The sequence below is a fragment of the Pseudomonas sp. NFX15 genome (assembly GCF_049132105.1).
Classification (GTDB): domain Bacteria; phylum Pseudomonadota; class Gammaproteobacteria; order Pseudomonadales; family Pseudomonadaceae; genus Aquipseudomonas.
Genome location: NZ_JAFMPV010000002.1, coordinates 274,610 through 294,033 on the forward strand (window position 1 = coordinate 274,610; position 19,424 = coordinate 294,033).

Annotated in this window: 17 protein-coding genes; 11 read left to right on the plus strand and 6 right to left on the minus strand. The window is 60.6% G+C overall.

Annotated elements, in window-relative coordinates; genetic code table 11:
• Window positions 1–6: 6 nt before the first annotated feature.
• The 5 genes from J1D76_RS03440 to J1D76_RS03460 all read left to right on the plus strand — a co-directional run bounded on the left by J1D76_RS03440 (window position 7) and on the right by J1D76_RS03460 (window position 5,556).
• A complete protein-coding gene (locus tag J1D76_RS03440; RefSeq protein WP_008050371.1) occupies window positions 7–1,446 on the plus strand; it encodes a PLP-dependent aminotransferase family protein in 1,440 nt (479 codons plus the stop codon).
• An 80-nt stretch (window positions 1,447–1,526) separates the two neighbouring features.
• Window positions 1,527–2,003 carry a translation initiation factor 2 gene (locus J1D76_RS03445; protein ID WP_421137035.1) on the plus strand — a complete coding sequence of 159 codons (477 nt, stop codon included), beginning with the start codon at window positions 1,527–1,529 and terminating at the stop codon, window positions 2,001–2,003.
• Between the two features lie 167 nt (window positions 2,004–2,170).
• The gene (locus J1D76_RS03450; RefSeq protein ID WP_421137036.1) at window positions 2,171–2,425 is read left to right on the plus strand and encodes a YkgJ family cysteine cluster protein; all 255 of its coding nucleotides are present in this window, start codon (window positions 2,171–2,173) and stop codon (window positions 2,423–2,425) included.
• Between the two features lie 92 nt (window positions 2,426–2,517).
• Entirely contained in the window at window positions 2,518–3,123 is a 606-nt protein-coding gene (locus J1D76_RS03455; RefSeq protein ID WP_421137037.1) for an START domain-containing protein, read from the plus strand.
• 339 nt (window positions 3,124–3,462) lie between these two features.
• Entirely contained in the window at window positions 3,463–5,556 is a 2,094-nt protein-coding gene (locus J1D76_RS03460) for an LTA synthase family protein (RefSeq protein WP_421137038.1), read from the plus strand.
• 56 nt (window positions 5,557–5,612) lie between these two features.
• On the opposite strand, the gene J1D76_RS03465 is transcribed toward J1D76_RS03460, so the two are convergent.
• Window positions 5,613–5,765, minus strand: coding sequence for a DUF3309 family protein (locus J1D76_RS03465; RefSeq protein WP_007973689.1), 153 nt, complete (start codon window positions 5,763–5,765; stop codon window positions 5,613–5,615).
• Window positions 5,766–6,049: 284 nt separating this feature from the next.
• Here J1D76_RS03465 and J1D76_RS03470 point away from each other — a divergent pair, with 284 nt between their 5' ends.
• The 3 genes from J1D76_RS03470 to csrA all read left to right on the plus strand — a co-directional run bounded on the left by J1D76_RS03470 (window position 6,050) and on the right by csrA (window position 7,600).
• Window positions 6,050–6,865, plus strand: a complete 816-nt coding sequence (locus J1D76_RS03470) for an SDR family oxidoreductase (protein WP_421137039.1) — start codon at window positions 6,050–6,052, stop codon at window positions 6,863–6,865.
• Window positions 6,866–6,929: 64 nt separating this feature from the next.
• The gene (locus J1D76_RS03475) at window positions 6,930–7,262 is read left to right on the plus strand and encodes a YnfA family protein (protein ID WP_421137040.1); all 333 of its coding nucleotides are present in this window, start codon (window positions 6,930–6,932) and stop codon (window positions 7,260–7,262) included.
• A 152-nt stretch (window positions 7,263–7,414) separates the two neighbouring features.
• Complete coding sequence (gene csrA / locus J1D76_RS03480) at window positions 7,415–7,600, plus strand: carbon storage regulator CsrA (RefSeq protein ID WP_421137041.1); 186 nt, start codon at window positions 7,415–7,417, stop codon at window positions 7,598–7,600.
• Window positions 7,601–7,606: 6 nt separating this feature from the next.
• On the opposite strand, the gene J1D76_RS03485 is transcribed toward csrA, so the two are convergent.
• From J1D76_RS03485 to mnmC, 5 genes are all read right to left on the minus strand, one after another.
• Entirely contained in the window at window positions 7,607–7,834 is a 228-nt protein-coding gene (locus J1D76_RS03485) for a YheU family protein (RefSeq protein WP_421137042.1), read from the minus strand.
• Window positions 7,835–8,016: 182 nt separating this feature from the next.
• Window positions 8,017–9,207 (minus strand): osmoprotectant NAGGN system M42 family peptidase, encoded by a 1,191-nt coding sequence (locus tag J1D76_RS03490; protein WP_421137043.1) that lies wholly within the window; start codon window positions 9,205–9,207, stop codon window positions 8,017–8,019.
• Between the two features lie 157 nt (window positions 9,208–9,364).
• Window positions 9,365–11,113 (minus strand): N-acetylglutaminylglutamine synthetase, encoded by a 1,749-nt coding sequence (gene ngg, locus J1D76_RS03495; RefSeq protein WP_421137044.1) that lies wholly within the window; start codon window positions 11,111–11,113, stop codon window positions 9,365–9,367.
• A 3-nt stretch (window positions 11,114–11,116) separates the two neighbouring features.
• The gene (locus tag J1D76_RS03500; RefSeq protein ID WP_421137045.1) at window positions 11,117–12,889 is read right to left on the minus strand and encodes an N-acetylglutaminylglutamine amidotransferase; all 1,773 of its coding nucleotides are present in this window, start codon (window positions 12,887–12,889) and stop codon (window positions 11,117–11,119) included.
• 169 nt (window positions 12,890–13,058) lie between these two features.
• The gene (gene mnmC, locus J1D76_RS03505) at window positions 13,059–15,038 is read right to left on the minus strand and encodes a bifunctional tRNA (5-methylaminomethyl-2-thiouridine)(34)-methyltransferase MnmD/FAD-dependent 5-carboxymethylaminomethyl-2-thiouridine(34) oxidoreductase MnmC (RefSeq protein ID WP_421137046.1); all 1,980 of its coding nucleotides are present in this window, start codon (window positions 15,036–15,038) and stop codon (window positions 13,059–13,061) included.
• A gap of 274 nt (window positions 15,039–15,312) precedes the next feature.
• Here mnmC and pap point away from each other — a divergent pair, with 274 nt between their 5' ends.
• From pap to J1D76_RS03520, 3 genes are all read left to right on the plus strand, one after another.
• On the plus strand, window positions 15,313–16,833 hold the full coding sequence (pap, locus tag J1D76_RS03510; protein WP_421137047.1) for a polyphosphate:AMP phosphotransferase: 1,521 nt from the start codon (window positions 15,313–15,315) through the stop codon (window positions 16,831–16,833).
• A gap of 102 nt (window positions 16,834–16,935) precedes the next feature.
• Entirely contained in the window at window positions 16,936–18,120 is a 1,185-nt protein-coding gene (locus tag J1D76_RS03515) for a thiolase family protein (RefSeq protein WP_421137048.1), read from the plus strand.
• 252 nt (window positions 18,121–18,372) lie between these two features.
• The gene (locus J1D76_RS03520; protein ID WP_421137049.1) at window positions 18,373–19,332 is read left to right on the plus strand and encodes a DMT family transporter; all 960 of its coding nucleotides are present in this window, start codon (window positions 18,373–18,375) and stop codon (window positions 19,330–19,332) included.
• The last annotated feature ends 92 nt before the right edge of the window (window positions 19,333–19,424 follow it).

A 19,424-nucleotide genomic window follows, 5' to 3' on the forward strand; every position in this document is an offset into this window, starting at 1 on the left:
TGCGTCATGACCAATCTTTTGCTGTACCAACGTATTGCTCAACAACTGGCCGAAGACATCCGCCGTGGGGTCTATCAGCCGGGAGAGCGCGTGCCTTCGGTGCGCAAAATGAGCTCGCAGCTCAATGTCAGCCATGCAACGGTGTTGCAGGCGTATGCCAATCTCGAAGATCAGGGGCTGATCCGCGCCCGGCCGCAGTCCGGCTACTACGTGCACCAGACGCCTGCGCTCACCGCGCCGACGCCGGACATCGCCCGGGTTGAACGCCCTGGGCTGGTCACCCGCAGCAGCATCATCCAGCAAGTGTTGGTCGAATCCCGTCGTGAAGGTGTATTTCCGCTGGGGGCGGCAGTGCCGAGCGTCGACTATCTGCCGGTACGGGCCCTGCATCAGCAATTGGCCAAGGTCACCCGTTTTCATAGTCCGCGGGCGTTCAGCTACATGTTCAGCCCCGGATTCGAGCCGTTGCGCCGACAAGTGGCGATTCGCATGCGCGATGCCGGGGTGGTGGTGGATCCGTCGGAAGTGGTGATCACCCACGGCTGCGTCGATGCCCTGCAGATGTCCTTGCGCGTGCTGACCCGTCCCGGCGACCTGATCGCTGCTGAGTCGCCGACCTATTACGGATTATTGCAACTGGCCGATCTGCTGGGCCTCAAGGTCATCGAGATCCCCAGCGATCCGGCCACGGGCATGAGCCTCGAAGCGCTGCAACTGGCGGCCAACCAATGGTCGATCAAGGCCTTGGTGTTGACCACGCGATTGAGCAATCCATTGGGCGGCACCATGCCCGAGGAACGGCAGAAACAATTGCTGCGCCTGGCGTCGGACTTCGACATCCAGATTGTCGAGGACGATATCTACGGCGAACTGATGTTTGAGCAAGGACGCACCAAGTCACTCAAGGCCTATGACCGGCTGGACCGAGTGATTTACTGCTCAAGCTTTTCCAAGACCCTGTCGCCGGGCGTGCGCATTGGCTGGATGATTGCCGGCAAATACCAGCAGGAAATCCAGCGCTTGCAGACCTTCAGCACACACTCCGCGTGCAGCGTGACCCAGATGGGCATTGCCGCTTACCTGGAGAATGGTGGCTACGACCGGCATTTGCGTTTCATCCGCCAGGAGTACCGGAAGAACCTCAGCGCCTTCCAGTTGGCGGTGCAGCAGTACTTCCCGGAAGGCACACAGATGACCCGGCCCACGGGCGGTTTCATTCTGTGGGTCAGCCTGCCGGGGCGGGTCAACACCCAGGAGTTGCACGTGCGGGCATTGCAGCAGGGTATCAGTATTGCCCCGGGGCTGATCTTCAGTAATACCGAGCAATTCAATCACTGCATCCGACTCAACTGTGGCATTCCCTGGAACCGTGAGGCAGAGCGTGCGTTGATGACCTTGGGCATGCTGGCCACCCAACTCTGCCAAGAGATGGCGGGCGGTTTGTAACAGGTTGCTACCGCGCTTGTCTTGTGGGCTGCAACAGGCGAGCATATGCACCCCTGCCGTTTGCACCCACCGTTGGATACATGAAATCGATTTTTTCTGCCGCCGGGCTTTTGCTCTGTTTGCTTGTGAGTATCCGGCCGACTTTTGTTGCTGCCGCTAACGAGCAAACCCAGCAGGCTACCGGCAGTTTTCATGTCGCGCCGATCGAATCCGCCCCTGCAAAAAAAAACGCGCCAGTGAAAAAACCAGCGACGCCGGCAAAAAAACGCCCGCCCATTGCTTCCAAATCCAAGCCCGCCAGCGAAATGGTCAAGACCGAATTGCCACCCGCCAAGCTCGACCTGAGCTTGCCCAAGGATATGGTGCAAGAGCTCAAACCGGTCGGAACGGTGCCATTAATCCGGCGTGAACCGCTGCTGCCCCAGATGTTTGGTGACAAAAGCAGCCCGTTCCAGCTTAACGGCCGCCTGCTGACCAATGAAATGCAACTGCAACTGCGAAACGAAGAGCGGCGCGAGGTCGAAGGCGCGGCGCTCGACTTCGAGTTCAAGCAGTAAACCCTACCCTCTATCCGAGAACCGCAGACCAGACGCTTTGTCGGAGACTGGCCGGTCACACCTGTTTGCACGAAAAACCCGCTCGCAGGTAATTTAAAACAACTGTTTTAGCGGGTACTCTGTGCCCCGTCTTTAAATACATTGCTCATCGCGAGGAGCTTGTCGTCATGAAATGCCGTGAGGGCTGTGGCGCTTGTTGCATAGCCCCGTCCATCAGTTCACCGATTCCCGGTATGCCCAACGGCAAAGCTGCGGGGGAGCGTTGCCTGCAATTGACCCCCGAGAATCTGTGCAGCATTTTCGGTCAGCCGCAACGGCCTGCCGTGTGTTCTGCCTTTGAAGCCGACCTCGAGGTCTGTGGCAGCAGCGACGAAGAAGCCATCCGGTTGATTGGCTGGTGGGAGCAAATGACGGCGGCGTGATGTGTGGGCTCGCACCTTCACCTGCGAAAAACCTGAAGGTATTCGCAGATGCAAGCCCAACGAACAGAACTTCAACAATAAGGAACAAGACTATGGGTTCGCTGCATCGTATTGCTGTGCTGTGTGGATTGACGGTTGTGATGGCGACTTCGACAGCCTTCGCCGAAGACTGGAAAGTGGCCAAGAACGAAGACGGCATCAAGGTCTCCTTGAGTGAAGTACCGGGCTCCGATTACAAGGCGTACCAGGGCGTTACGCTGATGAAGACCACCATGGCCAAGTTGCGCGCGTTGCAGGAAGACGTATCCGGTGCCTGCGCCTGGATTCACGAATGCAAAACCCAGAAATTGCTCAAGCGCGAAGGCGATCAGAGCTGGACCTATACCCAGTTCAATACGCCTTGGCCGGTCACCTCGCGTGATTCGGTGCTGCACGTCACCACCACCGAAGGCGCCGACGGCAGCCTGACCCGCAAGCTGGAAGGCGTGCCCACGTACCTTCCTGAAGAAAAAGGTTTTGTGCGGGTCGCCAAAGTCGACGGCTTCTGGAAATTCGTGCCCAAGGGCGACCAGATCGAAGTGACCTACCAGGTTCATACCGAGCCCGGCGGCAGCGTGCCGTCGATGGTCGCCAACAAGTTCGTGGTCGATTCACCGTTCAATACCCTGAAAGCCCTCAAGGCACGCGCCGAGAAATAATGGCGCTGTTGCTAGCGCGGTGACATGACAACGCCCCGACTGGTTCGGGGCGTTTGCGTTTTTGCAGTGGCAGGGGGCTTTAATTTGTTTCCGGATATACGTTGCACGAAATTTTCACAAAGGCTCCAAGACAATTCGCCGGTTCTCCCTTAATACGCCGTGCATTTGCGAATGCAGGATGAAAGAGTCGTAATGAGGGTAGTTATCAATGGCAATGCTGCCGTTGATCGTGCAACATTTGCGCACCGCGCAATCCCCGGGCTCAGGTCACTGGCCTGAAAAGAGGGCAAGACGCCGCTTTTTTTGAAACTTCAACTTCCAAATGGGTCCTAAAACGACATGGCAATCCCGGACGCCCTGAATCAGCAGCGAGCTTCTAGTCGCCTGCTGCAACCGACCGTCAAATCGCATCTGGCCTACACGCTGTTGTGCGCCCTGGTCATGATGGTCATGTTCAGCCTGCTGCGCGTCGCGCTGTTGGTTTACAACCGCTCGATGATCCTTGACACACCGGCTTCGACGTTCCTTGAGGCGTTCGCCAACGGCCTGCGTTTCGACCTGCGCCTGGTGGTCTACCTTAGCATTCCGTTGCTGCTGGCATTGTTCAGCGTCCGGGCCATGGCGGCACGCGGGCTGTTGCGCCTGTGGCTGACGGTGGTCTCCAGCATTGCGCTGTTCCTCGGACTGATGGAGATGGACTTCTACCGTGAATTCCACCAGCGCCTCAACGGCCTGGTCTTCCAGTACGTCAAGGAAGACCCGAAAACCGTGATGAGCATGCTCTGGTACGGTTTTCCGGTGGTTCGCTACCTGCTGGCCTGGGCCGTGGGTACCTGGATCCTCAGCCTGGCGTTCAAGGGCGCCGATCGTGCGACCCGTCCTCGTGGCCCGTTCAGTGGTGGTAGTGTCGGCACGCGTCAGGTTGCGCCATGGTATGCGCGCATTGCAGTGTTCGTGGTTTGCCTGCTGATCTGCGTGGTTGCCGCCCGTGGCACCCTGCGTCAGGGCCCGCCATTGCGCTGGGGTGACGTGTATACCACCAACTCGATCTTCGCCAACCAGCTGGGTCTCAACGGTACCCTGCAATTGGTCGCAGCGGCCAAGAGCCGGATGTCCGAAGAGCGCGACAACATCTGGAAAGCCACATTGCCGCAAGAGCAGGCCCAGCAGATCGTGCGTGACATGCTGGTGCTGCCGGACGAAAAACTGGTCGACACCGACCAGGCCGCCGTACGCCGTGACTACACGCCGCCGGCCGACAAGACCCTGCCGATCAAGAATGTCGTCGTGATCCTGATGGAAAGCATGGCCGGTCACTCGGTCGGTGCCTTGGGCGGCCCGGACAACATCACGCCGTACCTCGACAAGCTGTCGAAGGAAGGCCTGTTGTTCGACCGTTTCTTCTCCAACGGCACGCATACCCACCAGGGCATGTTCGCCACCATGGGTTGCTTCCCGAACCTGCCGGGCTTCGAATACCTGATGCAGACCCCGGAAGGCAGCCACAAGCTGTCTGGCCTGCCGCAGTTGCTCAGCGCCCGTCACTATGACGACGTGTATGTCTACAACGGCGATTTCGCCTGGGACAACCAATCCGGTTTCTTCAGCAACCAGGGCATGACCAACTTCATCGGTCGTAACGACTTCGTTAACCCGGTGTTTTCTGACCCGACGTGGGGCGTGTCCGACCAGGACATGTTCGATCGCAGCCTGCAAGAGCTCAAGGCGCGGGAAAACGGCAAGCCGTTCTATGCCTTGCTGCAGACCCTGTCCAACCACACGCCTTACGCCTTGCCGACACCATTGCCGGTCGAGCGCGTGACTAATCGTGGCACCCTGAACGAGCACTTGACCGCCATGCGTTACGCGGACTGGGCGCTGGGTCAGTTCTTTGAAAAGGCCCGCAAGGAGGCGTACTTCAAGGAAACCCTGTTTATCATTGTCGGTGACCACGGTTTCGGCAACGAACAGCAGATCACCGAAATGGACCTGGGCCGTTTCAATATCCCGATGCTGATGATTGCACCGGGTATCCAGGAAAAGTTCGGCCAGCGTGACCATACCGTGGGCACCCAGATCGACATCGTGCCGACCATCATGGGCCGCCTGGGCGGCGAAACCCGCCAGCAATGCTGGGGCCGCGACCTGCTCAACCTGCCCGCCGGCGACAAGGGGTTTGGCGTGATCAAGCCATCAGGCAACGAGCAAACCACCGCCATCCTCAGCGACGACCAGATCCTGGTACTGCCGAAGGAAAAGGACATGGCGCCGAAGTTGTACCAGTATGAAATGGGCGGCAAGCCGCATGCCGAAATCATTGACGATGCAGCGCGTACCGCCGAGTTGAAACTCAAGCTCGAAGCGTTCCTGCAAACCGCGACCAAGAGCCTTTTGGACAACACCGCCGGTGTGGTTCACGGCACTGTGCAGTAAGTTGTGACGCAATAAAAAGAGGCCCTGCGAGGGCCTCTTTTTTCGCCTGGCGGTTTTTATATTCGGCCGAGCAAGAGCAGGATCAACAGCACCACCAACACCACCCCGATAATACCGGACGGGCCATAACCCCAACTTCTGGAGTGCGGGAAGACCGGCAGGCCACCGATCAGTAACAGGATCAGAATAATGATAAGTATTGTGCCCATGTCTTTTTCCTTGTTGAAAGCGCAGTGAAATAACCATGCCAATTAAGGTCAGCGGGAATGATGTAAATTCGAGCTGCTTAAAAAATCCGACTCTCGCGCAGTGCAGAAAATTCCAAGTTTTTTTGAAGTATTTCGATCCCGTTCTTATTTCCTTGTAATTGCGTTAGTTGCTTCGGCCGCTGCCGGGGTTTGCTCGGGCCATTCAGCAATCTGATGGAGCGTGGATCGGGCAATTTCCTTCGCTACACTCGGTGCATCTTCCGAGAACAACAAGGCTGTCTGTTATGCAAAATCGCATGATGATCACTGGTGCAGGCTCTGGCCTGGGTCGCGAAATCGCGCTGCGCTGGGCGCGCGAAGGCTGGCAACTGGCCTTGTCCGATGTCAGCGAGCCCGGCTTGCAGGAAACCCTCAAGCTGGTTCGTGAAGCCGGTGGTGAGGGTTTCATCCAGCGCTGCGACGTGCGTGACTACAGCCAGTTGACGGCGTTTGCCCAGGCCTGTGAAGTCAAGCTCGGTGGCATTGATGTCATCGTCAACAACGCGGGTGTGGCGTCGGGCGGTTTTTTCAGTGAGTTGTCCCTGGAGGACTGGGACTGGCAGATCGCGATCAACCTGATGGGCGTGGTCAAGGGCTGCAAGGCTTTCCTGCCGCTGCTGGAGCAAAGCAAAGGCAAGATCATCAACATCGCGTCCATGGCGGCGTTGATGCAAGGTCCGGCGATGAGCAACTACAACGTGGCCAAGGCTGGTGTGGTGGCCTTGTCCGAAAGCCTGTTGATCGAACTGGCACACCAGGAAATCGGCGTACATGTGGTGTGCCCGTCCTTCTTCCAGACCAACCTGCTGGACTCTTTCCGCGGTCCGACGCCGGCCATGAAGGCCCAGGTTGGAAAATTGCTGGAAAACTCGCCAATCAGCGCCGCTGACATTGCCGACTACATCTACCAGCAGGTCGCCGCCGGCGAGTTCATGATCCTGCCCCACGAACAGGGCCGCATGGCGTGGGCGATCAAGCAGAAGAACCCGCAATTGCTCTACAACGAAATGACGGTCATGGCCGATAAAATGCGCGCCAAGGCCAAGCAATCGCCAAGCTGATCTTGCCCGCAGGCACTGCGCTGGTTAGGGTGGCCGCCATCGGCCATCCTCGCGAGACGCTTGCATGCTCAATTACCTGTGGTTTTTCCTCGCCGCGCTGTTCGAAATTGCCGGTTGCTTCGCTTTCTGGATGTGGCTACGCCAGGGTAAAAGCATCTGGTGGGTGGCGCCGGCACTCCTCAGCCTGACCCTCTTCGCCCTGTTGCTGACGCGTATCGAAGCGACTTACGCCGGCCGCGCCTATGCCGCCTACGGCGGTATCTACATCGTTGCGTCCATTGGCTGGCTGGCCGTGGTCGAGCGGGTTCGCCCATTGGGTTCGGACTGGCTGGGCGTGGCACTGTGTATGATTGGCGCGAGCATCATTCTGTTTGGCCCGAGATTCTCTGCATCCTGAGGCGTCGCGCTGCGTGCGAGTGTTTGTCAGACCTTTCCGTCAGAGGGGAGGGTAGCGGGCTGTCAGTCCGTTCTGGTTTGGCGGCGATGCATTGAAGGCAGGCCGCATGCCGGGCATCTTCAGGGGCCGGTAACCCTTGAAGGACATACCTCATGCTCGTACTCACCCGCGTCGAGGGCGAAGTGATTGCCATCGGTGACAACATTTCCCTGCGTGTTCTGACCATCAATGGCAACAGCATCCGTTTTGGCGTCGAAGCCCCAAAGAGTATCCATGTGCATCGCGCCGAGGTTTACGAACGTATCCAGAACGAACGGGCGAAAACCAGCGAGCGCTGAAGGCTTTCAGTCAAACAGGTGCTTGGGGATGTCATGCTTGAGCATCAGTTGGCATTGCTCACTTTCCGGGTCGAAGACGATCAGCGCCTGCCCCTTGGTCAGCGCCTGGCGCACGCGCAGTACGCGGGTTTCCAGTGGCGTGTCGTCACCGTTGTCGGTGCCGTCACGGGTCACGAAATCCTCGATCAGACGGGTGAGGGTGTCGACTTCAAGTTGGTCGTGGGGGATCAGCATAGGCACCTCGTTTGGATCAGTGGCGCGATGCTACGGCGATTGGACGTGTGCGGCTAGCCCGGGATTTTCTGGTGCTTGGTCTGGCGCTATCGCGAGCGGGCTTGCTCCTACAGGGAAATGCGACCCACTGTAGGAGCGAGCCTGCTCGCGATAGCGGTTTGTCAGGCAATGAACACCCTGGTTCAACTCTCCGACCGCTGCCCCACCAGGCTGTCCACCGACGGTACCCGTGTGTCGCTTTCCATCTGCGTGTCATGTTCCAGTTGATGGCTGAAGCGGTCCAGAGAGCCCTTGGCCGGTTGTGCATCGCTGGCGAACACCGGCGGGCTGAGGATGTATGCGCCGAGCAGGCGGCTCAGGGCCGCGAGGCTGTCGATGTGGGTGCGTTCATAGCCGTGAGTGGCGTCGCAGCCGAAGGCGAGCAGGGCGGTGCGGATGTCGTGACCCGCAGTGACCGCCGAATGGGCGTCGCTGAAGTAGTAGCGGAACAGGTCGCGGCGGGCCGGCAATTCGTTGTCGCTGGCCAGGCGCAGGAGGTGGCGCGACAGGTGATAGTCATACGGTCCACCGGAGTCCTGCATGGCGATGCTGACCGCATGCTCGCTGGAGTGTTGGCCCGGCGCGACGGGTGCGATGTCGATGCCGACAAACTCACTGACGTCCCAGGGCAATGCCGCCGCTGCACCGCTGCCGGTTTCTTCGGTGATGGTGAACAGCGGATGACAGTCGATCATCAGTTCTTCGCCACTGTCGACAATCGCTTTGAGCGCCGCCAGCAGCGCTGCCACGCCGGCCTTGTCGTCAAGGTGACGGGCGCTGATGTGGCCGCTTTCGGTGAACTCCGGCAACGGGTCGAAGGCGACGAAATCGCCGACGCTGATACCCAGCGACTCGCCATCGGCGCGGGTTGCGCAGTAGGCGTCCAGGCGCAACTCGATGTGATCCCAGCTGATCGGCATTTCATCCACGGCGGTGTTGAACGCATGCCCGGAGGCCATCAGCGGCAAGACACTGCCGCGGATCACACCGTTGTCGGTAAACAGACTGACCCGGCTGCCTTCGGCAAAACGGCTGGACCAGCAGCCGACGGGCGCTAGGGTCAGGCGGCCGTTGTCTTTCACCGCACGCACGGCCGCACCGATGGTGTCCAGGTGCGCGGATACGGCACGGTCAGGGCTGTTCTTCTTGCCCTTGAGGGTGGCGCGAATGGTGCCGCGACGAGTCATTTCAAACGGGATACCCAGTTCTTCAAGGCGTTCGGCGACGTAGCGCACGATGGTGTCGGTGAACCCGGTCGGGCTGGGGATGGCGAGCATTTCCAGCAGGACTTTTTGCAGGTAGGCGAGGTCCGGTTCGGGGATTGTGCGGGTCATGGAAACTCCTGATGGGTTGAGCGCATCGATGGTTTCGATGAGGGGATTTATTGGGTGCCTGTCAGGCCGCCTTCGCGGACAAGCCAGCTCCTACATTCGAATGAGTCCCTGTAGGAGCTGGCTTGCCAGCGAAGGGGCCAGCCCAGGCAGCACATCATTAAGAGACCGCCGGCTGACTGTGCGGAAACAATAGGTCCACAAACCGCTCCGCCGTTGGCTGCGGTTCATGATTGGCCAGCCCGGCGCGCTCGTTGGCTTCAATAAACACATAGTCCGGTTGATCGGCGGCGCTCACCATCAGGTCCAGGCCGACGACGGGAATGTCCAGCGCTCTCGCGGCGCGTACGGCGGCATCCTGTAGCGTCGGGTGCAGGATCGCCGTGACGTCCTCAAGCACGCCGCCGGTATGAAGATTCGCTGTGCGTCGTACGAACAGATGCTCACCTGCCGGCAGGATGCTGCTGTAGTCGTATCCGGCGGCATGCAGGGTGCGTTGGGTTTCGGCGTCCAGCGGGATTTTGCTTTCGCCGTCCGTGGCCGCTTGTCGCCGTCGGCTTTGCGCTTCGATCAATGCACCGACAGAGTGTTGACCGTCGCCGACCACTTCGGCCGGCCGGCGAATCGCGGCCGCAACCACTTCAAAACCGATCACCAGGATGCGCAGGTCGAGGCCTTCGTGGAAGCTCTCCAGTAGCACGCGACTGTCGAAGTGGCGGGCAGCTTCGATGGCTTGCTGCACCTCCTCGATAGACTGCAAATCGACCGCTACGCCTTGGCCCTGCTCACCGTCCAGCGGTTTGACCACCAGGCGTCGGTGCTCATCGAGAAATGCCAGGTTGTCATCGGCGTTGGCGGCCAGTTGCTGCGCCGGCAGGTTCAATCCGGCAGCCTTGAGCACTTTATGGGTCAGGCTCTTGTCCTGGCACAGGCTCATGCTGATGGCGCTGGTCAGGTCGCTAAGGGATTCGCGGCAACGCACCCGGCGCCCGCCATGGCTGAGGGTAAACAGGCCGGCCTCGGCGTCGTCGACCTGCACATCAATGCCACGCCGGTGCGCTTCCTCGACAATGATCCGTGCATAGGGGTTGAACTCGGCCTCGGGTCCCGGCCCGAGAAACAGCGACTGGTTGATGCCGTTCTTGCGCTTGATGGCGAAGGTCGACAGGTTGCGGAAACCGAGCTTGGCGTACAAGTTTTTTGCCTGGCGATTGTCGTGCAGCACCGACAAGTCGAGGTAAGCCAGCCCGCGGCTCATGAAGTGCTCGACCAAATGCCGCACCAGCACTTCACCGACACCCGGCCGCGCACAATGCGGATCGACCGCCAGGCACCACAGGCTGCTGCCATGTTCCGGATCATTGAACGCCTTCTGGTGGTTGAGGCCCATGACGCTGCCGATGACGGCGCCGCTGTCCTCGTCTTCCGCCAGCCAGTACACCGGGCCGCCGAGATGCCGCGGCGTCAGCAGGGTGGCGTCGATCGGCAGCATGCCTCGGGCCTGGTACAGCTGATTGATGGCCTGCCAGTCGGCGTCGCTTTGTGCGCGCCGAATGCGAAAGCCGCGAAACACCCGGGTCGCCTGGCGGTAATCGCTGAACCACAGGCGCAAAGTATCGGACGGGTCGAGGAACAGCTGCGCCGGCTCCAGCCCGAGCACTTGCTGGGGGGCGGCGACGTACAGGGCAATGTCGCGCTCGCCCGGCTGCTCGTTGAGCAACTCGCTGGCCAGGCTTGCGGCATCGGCAAAGGTGTGGCCGATCAACAGGCGGCCCCAGCCACAATGCACGGCAATCGGCGCAGCGCCGAGTTCGCTGCCATCCTCGGCCAGGCGTGCCTGCAAACGTTCGTAGGAAGGTGACTGGCCGCGCAACAGGCGTTGGCTGAAAGCCGTGGCGTGAGGTTTCATCGGTCAGATTCCTTGTTCGCTGAGCCACAGGTTGAGCGCCGCCAGTTGCCACAGCTTCGAGCCGCGCAATGGCGTCAATTGCCCCTGTGGGTCGGTTAGCAGGCGGTCGAGCATGGCGGGGTTGAACAGGCCGCGGTCCTGGCGCGGATCGAGCAGCAACTCGCGCACCCAGTCCAGCGTATCGCCTTGCAAATGCTTGAGGCCTGGCACCGGGAAGTAACCTTTTTTACGGTCGATCACTTCACTGGGGATCACCTGTCTCGCCGCTTCTTTGAGCACCTGCTTGCCGCCATCCGGCAGTTTGAATTTGCCCGGCACCCGTGCCGACAGCTCCACAAGGCGATAGTCGAGAAACGGCGTGCGCGCCTCCAGGCCCCAGGCCATGGTCATGTTGTCGACGCGTTTGACCGGGTCGTCCACTAGCATCACCGTGCTGTCCAGGCGCAAAGCCTTGTCCACCGCCGCTTCGGCGCCGGACTGGGCGAAATGGGCTTTGACGAAGTCACCGGCGGCGTCATTCGCGGTCAGCCATTTCGGTTGCACGGTGGCGGCGTAGTCTTCGTAGCTGCGGTCGAAAAACGCTTCGCGGTACGCGGCATACGGGTCACTTGCGCCATCCACTTGCGGGTACCAGTGATAACCGGCGAACAGCTCGTCGGCGCCTTGGCCGCTCTGGACTACCTTGCAGTGTTTGGCGACTTCCCGGGACAGCAGGTAGAAGGCAATGCAGTCATGACTGACCATCGGCTCGCTCATGGCGCGGAACGCGGCGGGCAACTGCTCGATGATCTCTTTTTCATCGATGCGCAATTGGTGATGCTGCGTGCCGTAGTGCCGCGCGATCAGGTCCGAATACTGGAACTCGTCACCGCGCTCGCCACCGGCATCCTGGAAGCCGATGGAGAAGGTCGACAGGTTTTCCACGCCGACTTCGCGCAACAGGCCCACCAGCAAACTCGAATCGACGCCGCCGCTCAGCAGCACGCCGACATCCACCGCTGCACGCTGACGAATCGCCACCGCTTCGCGGGTGCTGTCGAGCACCCGGTCGCGCCAGTCTTCGAGGGTCAGGTTTTTCTCATCGTCGTGTGGGCCGTAGGGCAGGGTCCACCAGGTTTTCTGCTCGGTGCGGCCATCGGCTTCGATGCGCATCCAGGTCGCTGGCGGCAGTTTTTCAATGCCGGCGAGCAAGGTGCGCGGTGCCGGGACCACCGCGTGGAAATTCAGGTAGTGATTGAGTGCCACCGGATCAAGGATCGGGTTGATGTCGCCACCCTTGAGCAGTGCTGGCAACGCCGAGGCAAAGCGCAGGCGCTGGCCGGTGCGCGACAGGTACAACGGTTTTACGCCCAGTCGGTCACGGGCGATGAACAGGCGTTGGGCATCGCGTTCCCAAATGGCGAAGGCAAACATGCCGTTGAGTTTTGGCAACAGTGCTTCGCCCCAGGCGTGGTAGCCCTTGAGCAACACTTCGGTGTCGCCACCGGAATAGAAGGCGTAACCCAGGCTTTCAAGTTCGACGCGCAATTCGGGAAAATTGTAGATCGCGCCGTTGAACGCCAGGGATAAGCCCAGTTGCGGGTCGAGCATCGGCTGCGCCGAGCCGTCCGACAGGTCCATGATTTTCAGTCGCCGATGGCCCAAGGCAATGGGACCCTGGCTATGGAAACCCCAGGCATCGGGGCCTCGGGGGGCCAGGTGATGGGTGATTCGTTCAACGGCTGCAAGGTCTGCAGGTTGATGATCAAAACGTAACTCGCCAGCTAATCCGCACATAAATTCCTTACCGGTTTTTCCGTTGGGGAGGGTCGATCGGTTACCCGCCAACACGGCGGGTACTCAGAAACTGACCCGCCTCGGTAAGGGGAGTTTTAGAACGATGAGTTATATGCGCGCGGGACTACGGCCGAATCGCCCCGAGAGGGCGATTCGGCAGTTGAAGCGATTACTTGCCTCGAATCAGGCGCCGCAACGCAAAACGGTTGGGATGGCAGGCTTCAGCCACGCTTCTGGGCAACGGCAGGGGTTCGTTGTCCAGCCAGGCTGCGAGCAATTCCCCAGACAGCGGCGCGGTGATCAGGCCGCGCGAGCCATGGCCGCTGTTGATGTACAGGCCGTCAAGCCATGGGCACGGGACAACTGGCACCTGGCGCGCATCCTTGCCCAGCGCGGCGTACACCTGAGTGAATGCCTGGGTGTCGGCCAAGGGTCCGACGATGGGCAGGTAGTCGGGGCTGGTGCAGCGAAAGGCGGCGCGACCCTCGAGGCTTTCAGGGGCGAGGTGTTCGATCTCCAGTCGTTCGACCAGATCGTGTGAAATCTCTTCGAGCATGGCCAGGTTACCCAGGTGTTCGGCCGTGGTCGGCGTCAGGTCATCGCTCTTGAAATCGAAACTGGCGCCCAGTGTGTGTTCGCCCAGGCGTGCGGGGGCGACGTAGCCCTCGGCACACACCACGGTGCCCAGCACCTGGCTCTGCGGGGTTTGCACCAGGCGGGTGATTTGCCCGCGAATGCGTTTGAGCGGTAACTCCGTACTCTGGGGAAAACGTCGGATCTCAGCGGCCCCGGCCAGCACCACCACGGGAGCGCTGGCCAGACATCGCTCGCCGTCCCAGGCTTGCCAGTGGTCTTCGACCCTGCGCAATTCCACGGCTTCGTGATGGGTGAGCAACTGAACCTGTGGATGCGCAGCCTGCCATTGGCACAGCGCTGGCGGATGGACCCAGCCACCTTCGGGATAGAACAGGCCGCCATGGGCAAGCCCGATACCCGCCACGGCTTGCGCTTCGGGTTGATCGAGCAATTGCAGCAAATCGGCTGGAAACGCGTCGGCCAATTGGCTCTGGCGTTCGGCTTCCTTGGCATCGAACGCCAATTGCAAGACGCCGCAATCGTCCCAGTCGCGACCCCGTTGCAAGTGTTCGAGCAGGCGTCGGGTGTAACCGAACCCGCTGAGGATCATTTGCGACAGCGCCGTGCCGTGGGCCGATAACTTCAGGTAGAGCACGCCTTGCGGGTTGCCCGAGGCTTCCTGGGCGATGCTGTCATGACGTTCCAGTAGCGTCACTTTCCAGCCCCGCGCAGCGAGGCTGGCGGCGCTGGCACACCCGGCCAGCCCGGCACCGATCACCAGCGCATGGCGTTCGCCGGTCAGTGGGGCAGGGCGGGCAAACCACGGTTTAGCGGCGGGTGGCACCGGGGTTTGCTCGGGCCAGCCGAGGAATTCGCCGCGCAGGATTTCCCATTTGTGGCCGATGCCGGGGGTGCGTTTCATCTTGAAACCGGCAGCGTTGAGCAGGCGTCGTACCCAACCGGTGCTGGTGAAGGTACTGATGGAGGCACCGGGCGCGGCCAGGCGCGCCAGTTCGGCAAACAGTTCGGCGGTCCACATGTCAGGGTTTTTCGCCGGGGCGAAGCCGTCGAGGAACCAGGCGTCAATCTGTGCATCGAACTGCGGCAATTGCTCCAGGGCGTCGCCGATCAGCAGCGTCAGGGTGACTCGGCCGTTATCCAGCGTCAGGCGTTGAAAACCCTGGTGAATGGCCACGTATTGCGCCAGCAACTGATCGGCAAACACTTTGAGCTCCGGCCACAGCGCCAGGGCGCGCTGCAGATCGGCCGGGCTCAGCGGGTATTTTTCGACGCTGACAAAATGCAGCCGTGCACCGGCCGGCGCGTGTTGCTCGAACACCTGCCAGGCGCACAGGAAATTCAACCCGGTGCCGAATCCCGTTTCCCCGATGACCAGCCGTCCACCGTCGGGCAGCGCGGCAAAGCGTTCCGTCAGGCGGTTCTGCTCGATAAAGACGTAACGGGTTTCGTCGAGCCCCGACTTGTCAGAGAAATACACATCGTCGAATACGCGCGAATACGGGCGACCTTGGTCGTCCCAGTCGAGCTGGGCGTGGGGCAATACAGGTTTCATGGCGGGCTCGGCAACGGCAAGGTGGGCATTCTAGCCGATCGTCGACATGGTCAAACCCTTTGTGACGAGGGGGCTTGCCCCCGTTCCGCTGCGAAGCAGTCGTAAAACCAGCCAACCGGACTTACCTGACAGACCCGAATGGCTGAGTTCAGGGCCGCTTCGCGACCCAACGGGGGCAAGCCCCCTCGCCACAGAAGCCGGGGCCAGACGGAAAAACTGCGCTGGCCTTTGTTTCAATCCGCTAGTCTTGCTCACATCCGCAAGGGAGCCACACATGTTTGAATCTGCCGAAATCGATCACACCATCGACAAAGACACCTATGACGCCGAAGTGCCGGCCCTGCGCGAAGCGTTGCTCGAAGCGCAGTTCGAATTGCAGCAGCAACGCCGCTTTCCGGTGATCATTTTGATCAATGGCATCGAAGGCGCCGGCAAGGGTGAGACGATCAAGGTGCTTAATGAGTGGATGGACCCGCGCCTGATCGAGGTGCGCACGTTCGACCAGCAAACCGACGAAGAACTGGCACGTCCCCCGGCCTGGCGTTACTGGCGGATGCTCCCCGCCAAGGGCCGCATGGGGATTTTCTTCGGCAACTGGTATAGCCAGATGCTGCAGGGGCGAGTGCATGGCGAGTTCAAGGACCCGCGCCTCGACCAGGCAATCAATGCCGCCGAGCGCCTGGAAAAGATGCTCACCGACGAAGGCGCGCTGATCTTCAAGTTCTGGTTCCATCTCTCCAAGAAGCAAATGAAGGCGCGGCTCAAGGCACTGGCCGACGACCCGCTGCACAGCTGGCGCATCAGCCCGCTGGACTGGCAGCAATCGCAGACGTATGACCGCTTCGTGAAGTACGGTGAACGAGTCCTGCGCCGCACCAGCCGTGACTACGCGCCATGGCACGTGATCGCCGGAATGGACCCGCATTATCGCAATCTGGTGGTTGGGCGGATTCTGCTCGAAGGCCTGCAGAACGCCCTGAAGCGGCCGAAGATCCACCCGGAAAAAGTCAGCGCCGCCCCGGTGTTGCCCAGTGTCGACCAGGTCAACCTGCTCGACAGCCTGGACTTGACCCTGCGTCTGGAAAAAGACGATTACGAAGAGCAACTGATCACCGAGCAAGCACGGTTTTCTGGGTTGATGCGTGACAAGCGCATGCGCCGCCACGCCCTGGTGGCGGTGTTCGAAGGCAACGATGCGGCCGGCAAGGGCGGGGCGATCCGGCGCGTGGCGGCAGCGCTCGATCCGCGCCAGTACAGTATCGTGCCGATTGCCGCGCCCACCGAAGAGGAGCGGGCGCAACCTTATCTGTGGCGCTTCTGGCGGCATCTGCCGGCCCGGGGCAAGTTCACCGTGTTCGATCGTTCGTGGTATGGCCGGGTGCTGGTGGAGCGCGTCGAAGGTTTTTGCAGCCCGGCGGACTGGCTGCGCGCCTACGGTGAAATCAACGATTTCGAAGAGCAGGTCACCGACGCCAGGGTCATCGTGGTGAAGTTCTGGCTGGCCATCGACAAGCAGACGCAACTGGAACGCTTCCAGGCGCGCGAACAGATTCCCTTCAAGCGTTTCAAGATCACCGAAGACGACTGGCGCAATCGCGACAAATGGGACGACTACCGCGCGGCAGTCGGCGACATGGTCGACCGCACCAGCACCGGGATTTCGGCATGGACCCTGGTGGAGGCCAATGACAAGCGCTGGGCCCGGGTCAAGGTCTTGCGCACCATCAACCGGGCACTCGAAGAGGCGTTCGAAAAAGCCGACCGGCATGACAAGAAGCATAAGCAAAAGGATTGAAGCGATGGTTGCGCATACGCGGGGTGAATGATTGTCGCGGAGGGTAAAGCGCCGGACTTATGCTCAGGCCTCTCTCAACTCACAACAACAATGAGGTATGCCATGCGTGAAGTGGTGATCGTCGACAGCGTGCGGACCGGCCTGGCCAAATCCTTTCGCGGCAAATTCAACATGACCCGCCCGGACGACATGGCGGCCCATTGTGTCGATGCATTGCTGGCACGCACCGGTATCGACCCGGCGAGCGTCGAGGACTGCATCATCGGTGCAGGCTCCAACGAAGGCGCCCAGGGTTTCAATATCGGGCGCAACGTCGCTGTCCTGTCGCGCCTGGGCACCGGCACGGCCGGCATGACCCTCAACCGCTTTTGCTCCTCGGGCTTGCAGGCCATTGCGATTGCCGCCAACCAGATCGCGTCGGGTTGCAGTGACATCATCGTCGCCGGTGGCGTCGAGTCCATCAGCCTGACCATGAAAAGCGTCAACACCGACAACCTGATCAACCCGCTGCTCAAGGAACAGGTTCCGGGCATCTATTTTCCGATGGGCCAGACGGCTGAAATCGTCGCCCGTCGGTACAACGTCAGCCGTGAAGAGCAGGACCTGTACGCCCTGCAAAGCCAGCAACGCACCGCACAGGCGCAGGCGGCCGGGCTGTTTGCCGATGAAATCGTGCCGATGGCGGTGAAATACCGCGTCGAGGACAAAAACACCGGACAAGTGCAGATTCTCGACGGTGTTGTCGACCGCGATGACTGCAATCGCCCGGACACCACCCTGGAAAGCCTGGCCGGTTTGAAGCCGGTGTTCGCCGAAGACGGTTCGGTCACCGCCGGCAACTCGTCGCAGCTGTCGGACGGCGCGTCCATGACCCTGGTGATGAGCCTGGAGAAAGCGCTGGAACTGGGGCTCAAGCCGATCGCGTTTTTCCGTGGGTTTACCGTGGCTGGTTGCGAGCCGGACGAGATGGGCATCGGCCCGGTGTTTTCGGTGCCGAAACTGCTCAAGGCCAAAGGCTTGCAGATTGCCGATATCGACCTGTGGGAACTCAACGAGGCGTTCGCTTCGCAGTGCCTGTATGCGCGCAATCGCCTTGAGATCGACAACGACAAGTACAACGTCAATGGCGGTTCGATCTCCATCGGCCATCCGTTCGGCATGACCGGTTCGCGCCAGGTCGGGCACCTTGTGCGCGAACTGCAGCGAGGCAATCTGCGCTACGGCATCGTCACCATGTGCGTGGGTGGCGGGATGGGGGCTAGCGGGCTGTTTGAAGCGGTGCGTTAACCGCATCGGGATTTGCAGCGACTGTTAAATGGCTTTCGCGAGCAAGCCCGCTCCCACCGTGTCGGCGTCGGTCACACATCTTGTGGACGCCATAAATCCTGTGGGAGTGAGCCTGCTCGCGATTGCGGCGCCGCGGTTTTTCCTTTTGCGACCTGCACAGTTTCATTCGCGGCCAGCGCCTAACTGTCTCTGTGTGCCGCGCTGCTGTGCGCCTAGAATGACCGCTCCTGTTATTCGGCTTTTGGGGTTCACATGCACATTTCATCGGGTCGCTGGGTGTACGGTTTGTTCCTGGCCCTGCTGACCGCGTTGTTGTGGGGCATCCTGCCGATCAAGCTCAAGCAAGTGCTGCTGGTGATGGACCCGGTGACCGTAACCTGGTTTCGCCTGATGGTCTCCGGCAGTTGTCTTTTTATCTACCTCTCCGCCACCAAACGCCTGCCCAGCCGCAAAGTGCTCGGCCCACGGGGCGGCTGGCTGGTGCTGATGGCGGTGCTGGGCCTGGTCGGGAACTATGTGCTGTATTTGATGGGCCTGAACCTGCTCAGCCCCGGCACCGCGCAACTGGTGGTGCAGATGGGCCCGATCATGTTGCTGATCGCTAGCCTGTTTGTGTTCAAGGAGCGTTTCAGCCTGGGGCAGGGCATCGGCCTGTTGGTGCTGTTGATCGGCTTCGCGCTGTTTTTCAACCAGCGCCTGAGCGAGTTGCTGACCTCCCTGACCGATTACACCGCCGGCGTGCTGCTGGTGCTACTGGCGTCCACGGTCTGGACCTTCTATGCCCTGGGGCAGAAGCAATTGCTGACGGTGTGGAATTCGCTGCAGGTGATGATGGTGATCTACCTGTTTTGCGCGGCGCTGCTGACGCCGTGGGTGCATCCGCTCGAAGCGCTGCAATTGAACCCGCTACAAGGTTGGCTGCTGCTCGCATGTTGCCTCAATACCCTGATTGCCTATGGCGCGTTTGCCGAAGCCCTGGCCCATTGGGAAGCCTCACGGGTCAGTGCGACACTGGCCATCACGCCGTTGGTGACCTTTGCCGCGGTAGCGATGGCCGCATGGCTGTGGCCTGACTTTGTGCATGCCGAGACGATCAATGGCCTGGGTTATGGCGGCGCGGTGCTGGTGGTACTGGGGTCGGCGCTGGTGGCGTTGGGGCCTTCGTTGATGGCGGGGTTGAAGGCTCGGAAGTTGCGGATGGCGGCCAGTTAGACCGCGTTATCGTTCATCGCGGGCAAGCCACGCTCCCACAGATTTTGTGGCGTTCCTCCATTTTGTGGACGACGCAAAACCTGTGGGAGCGG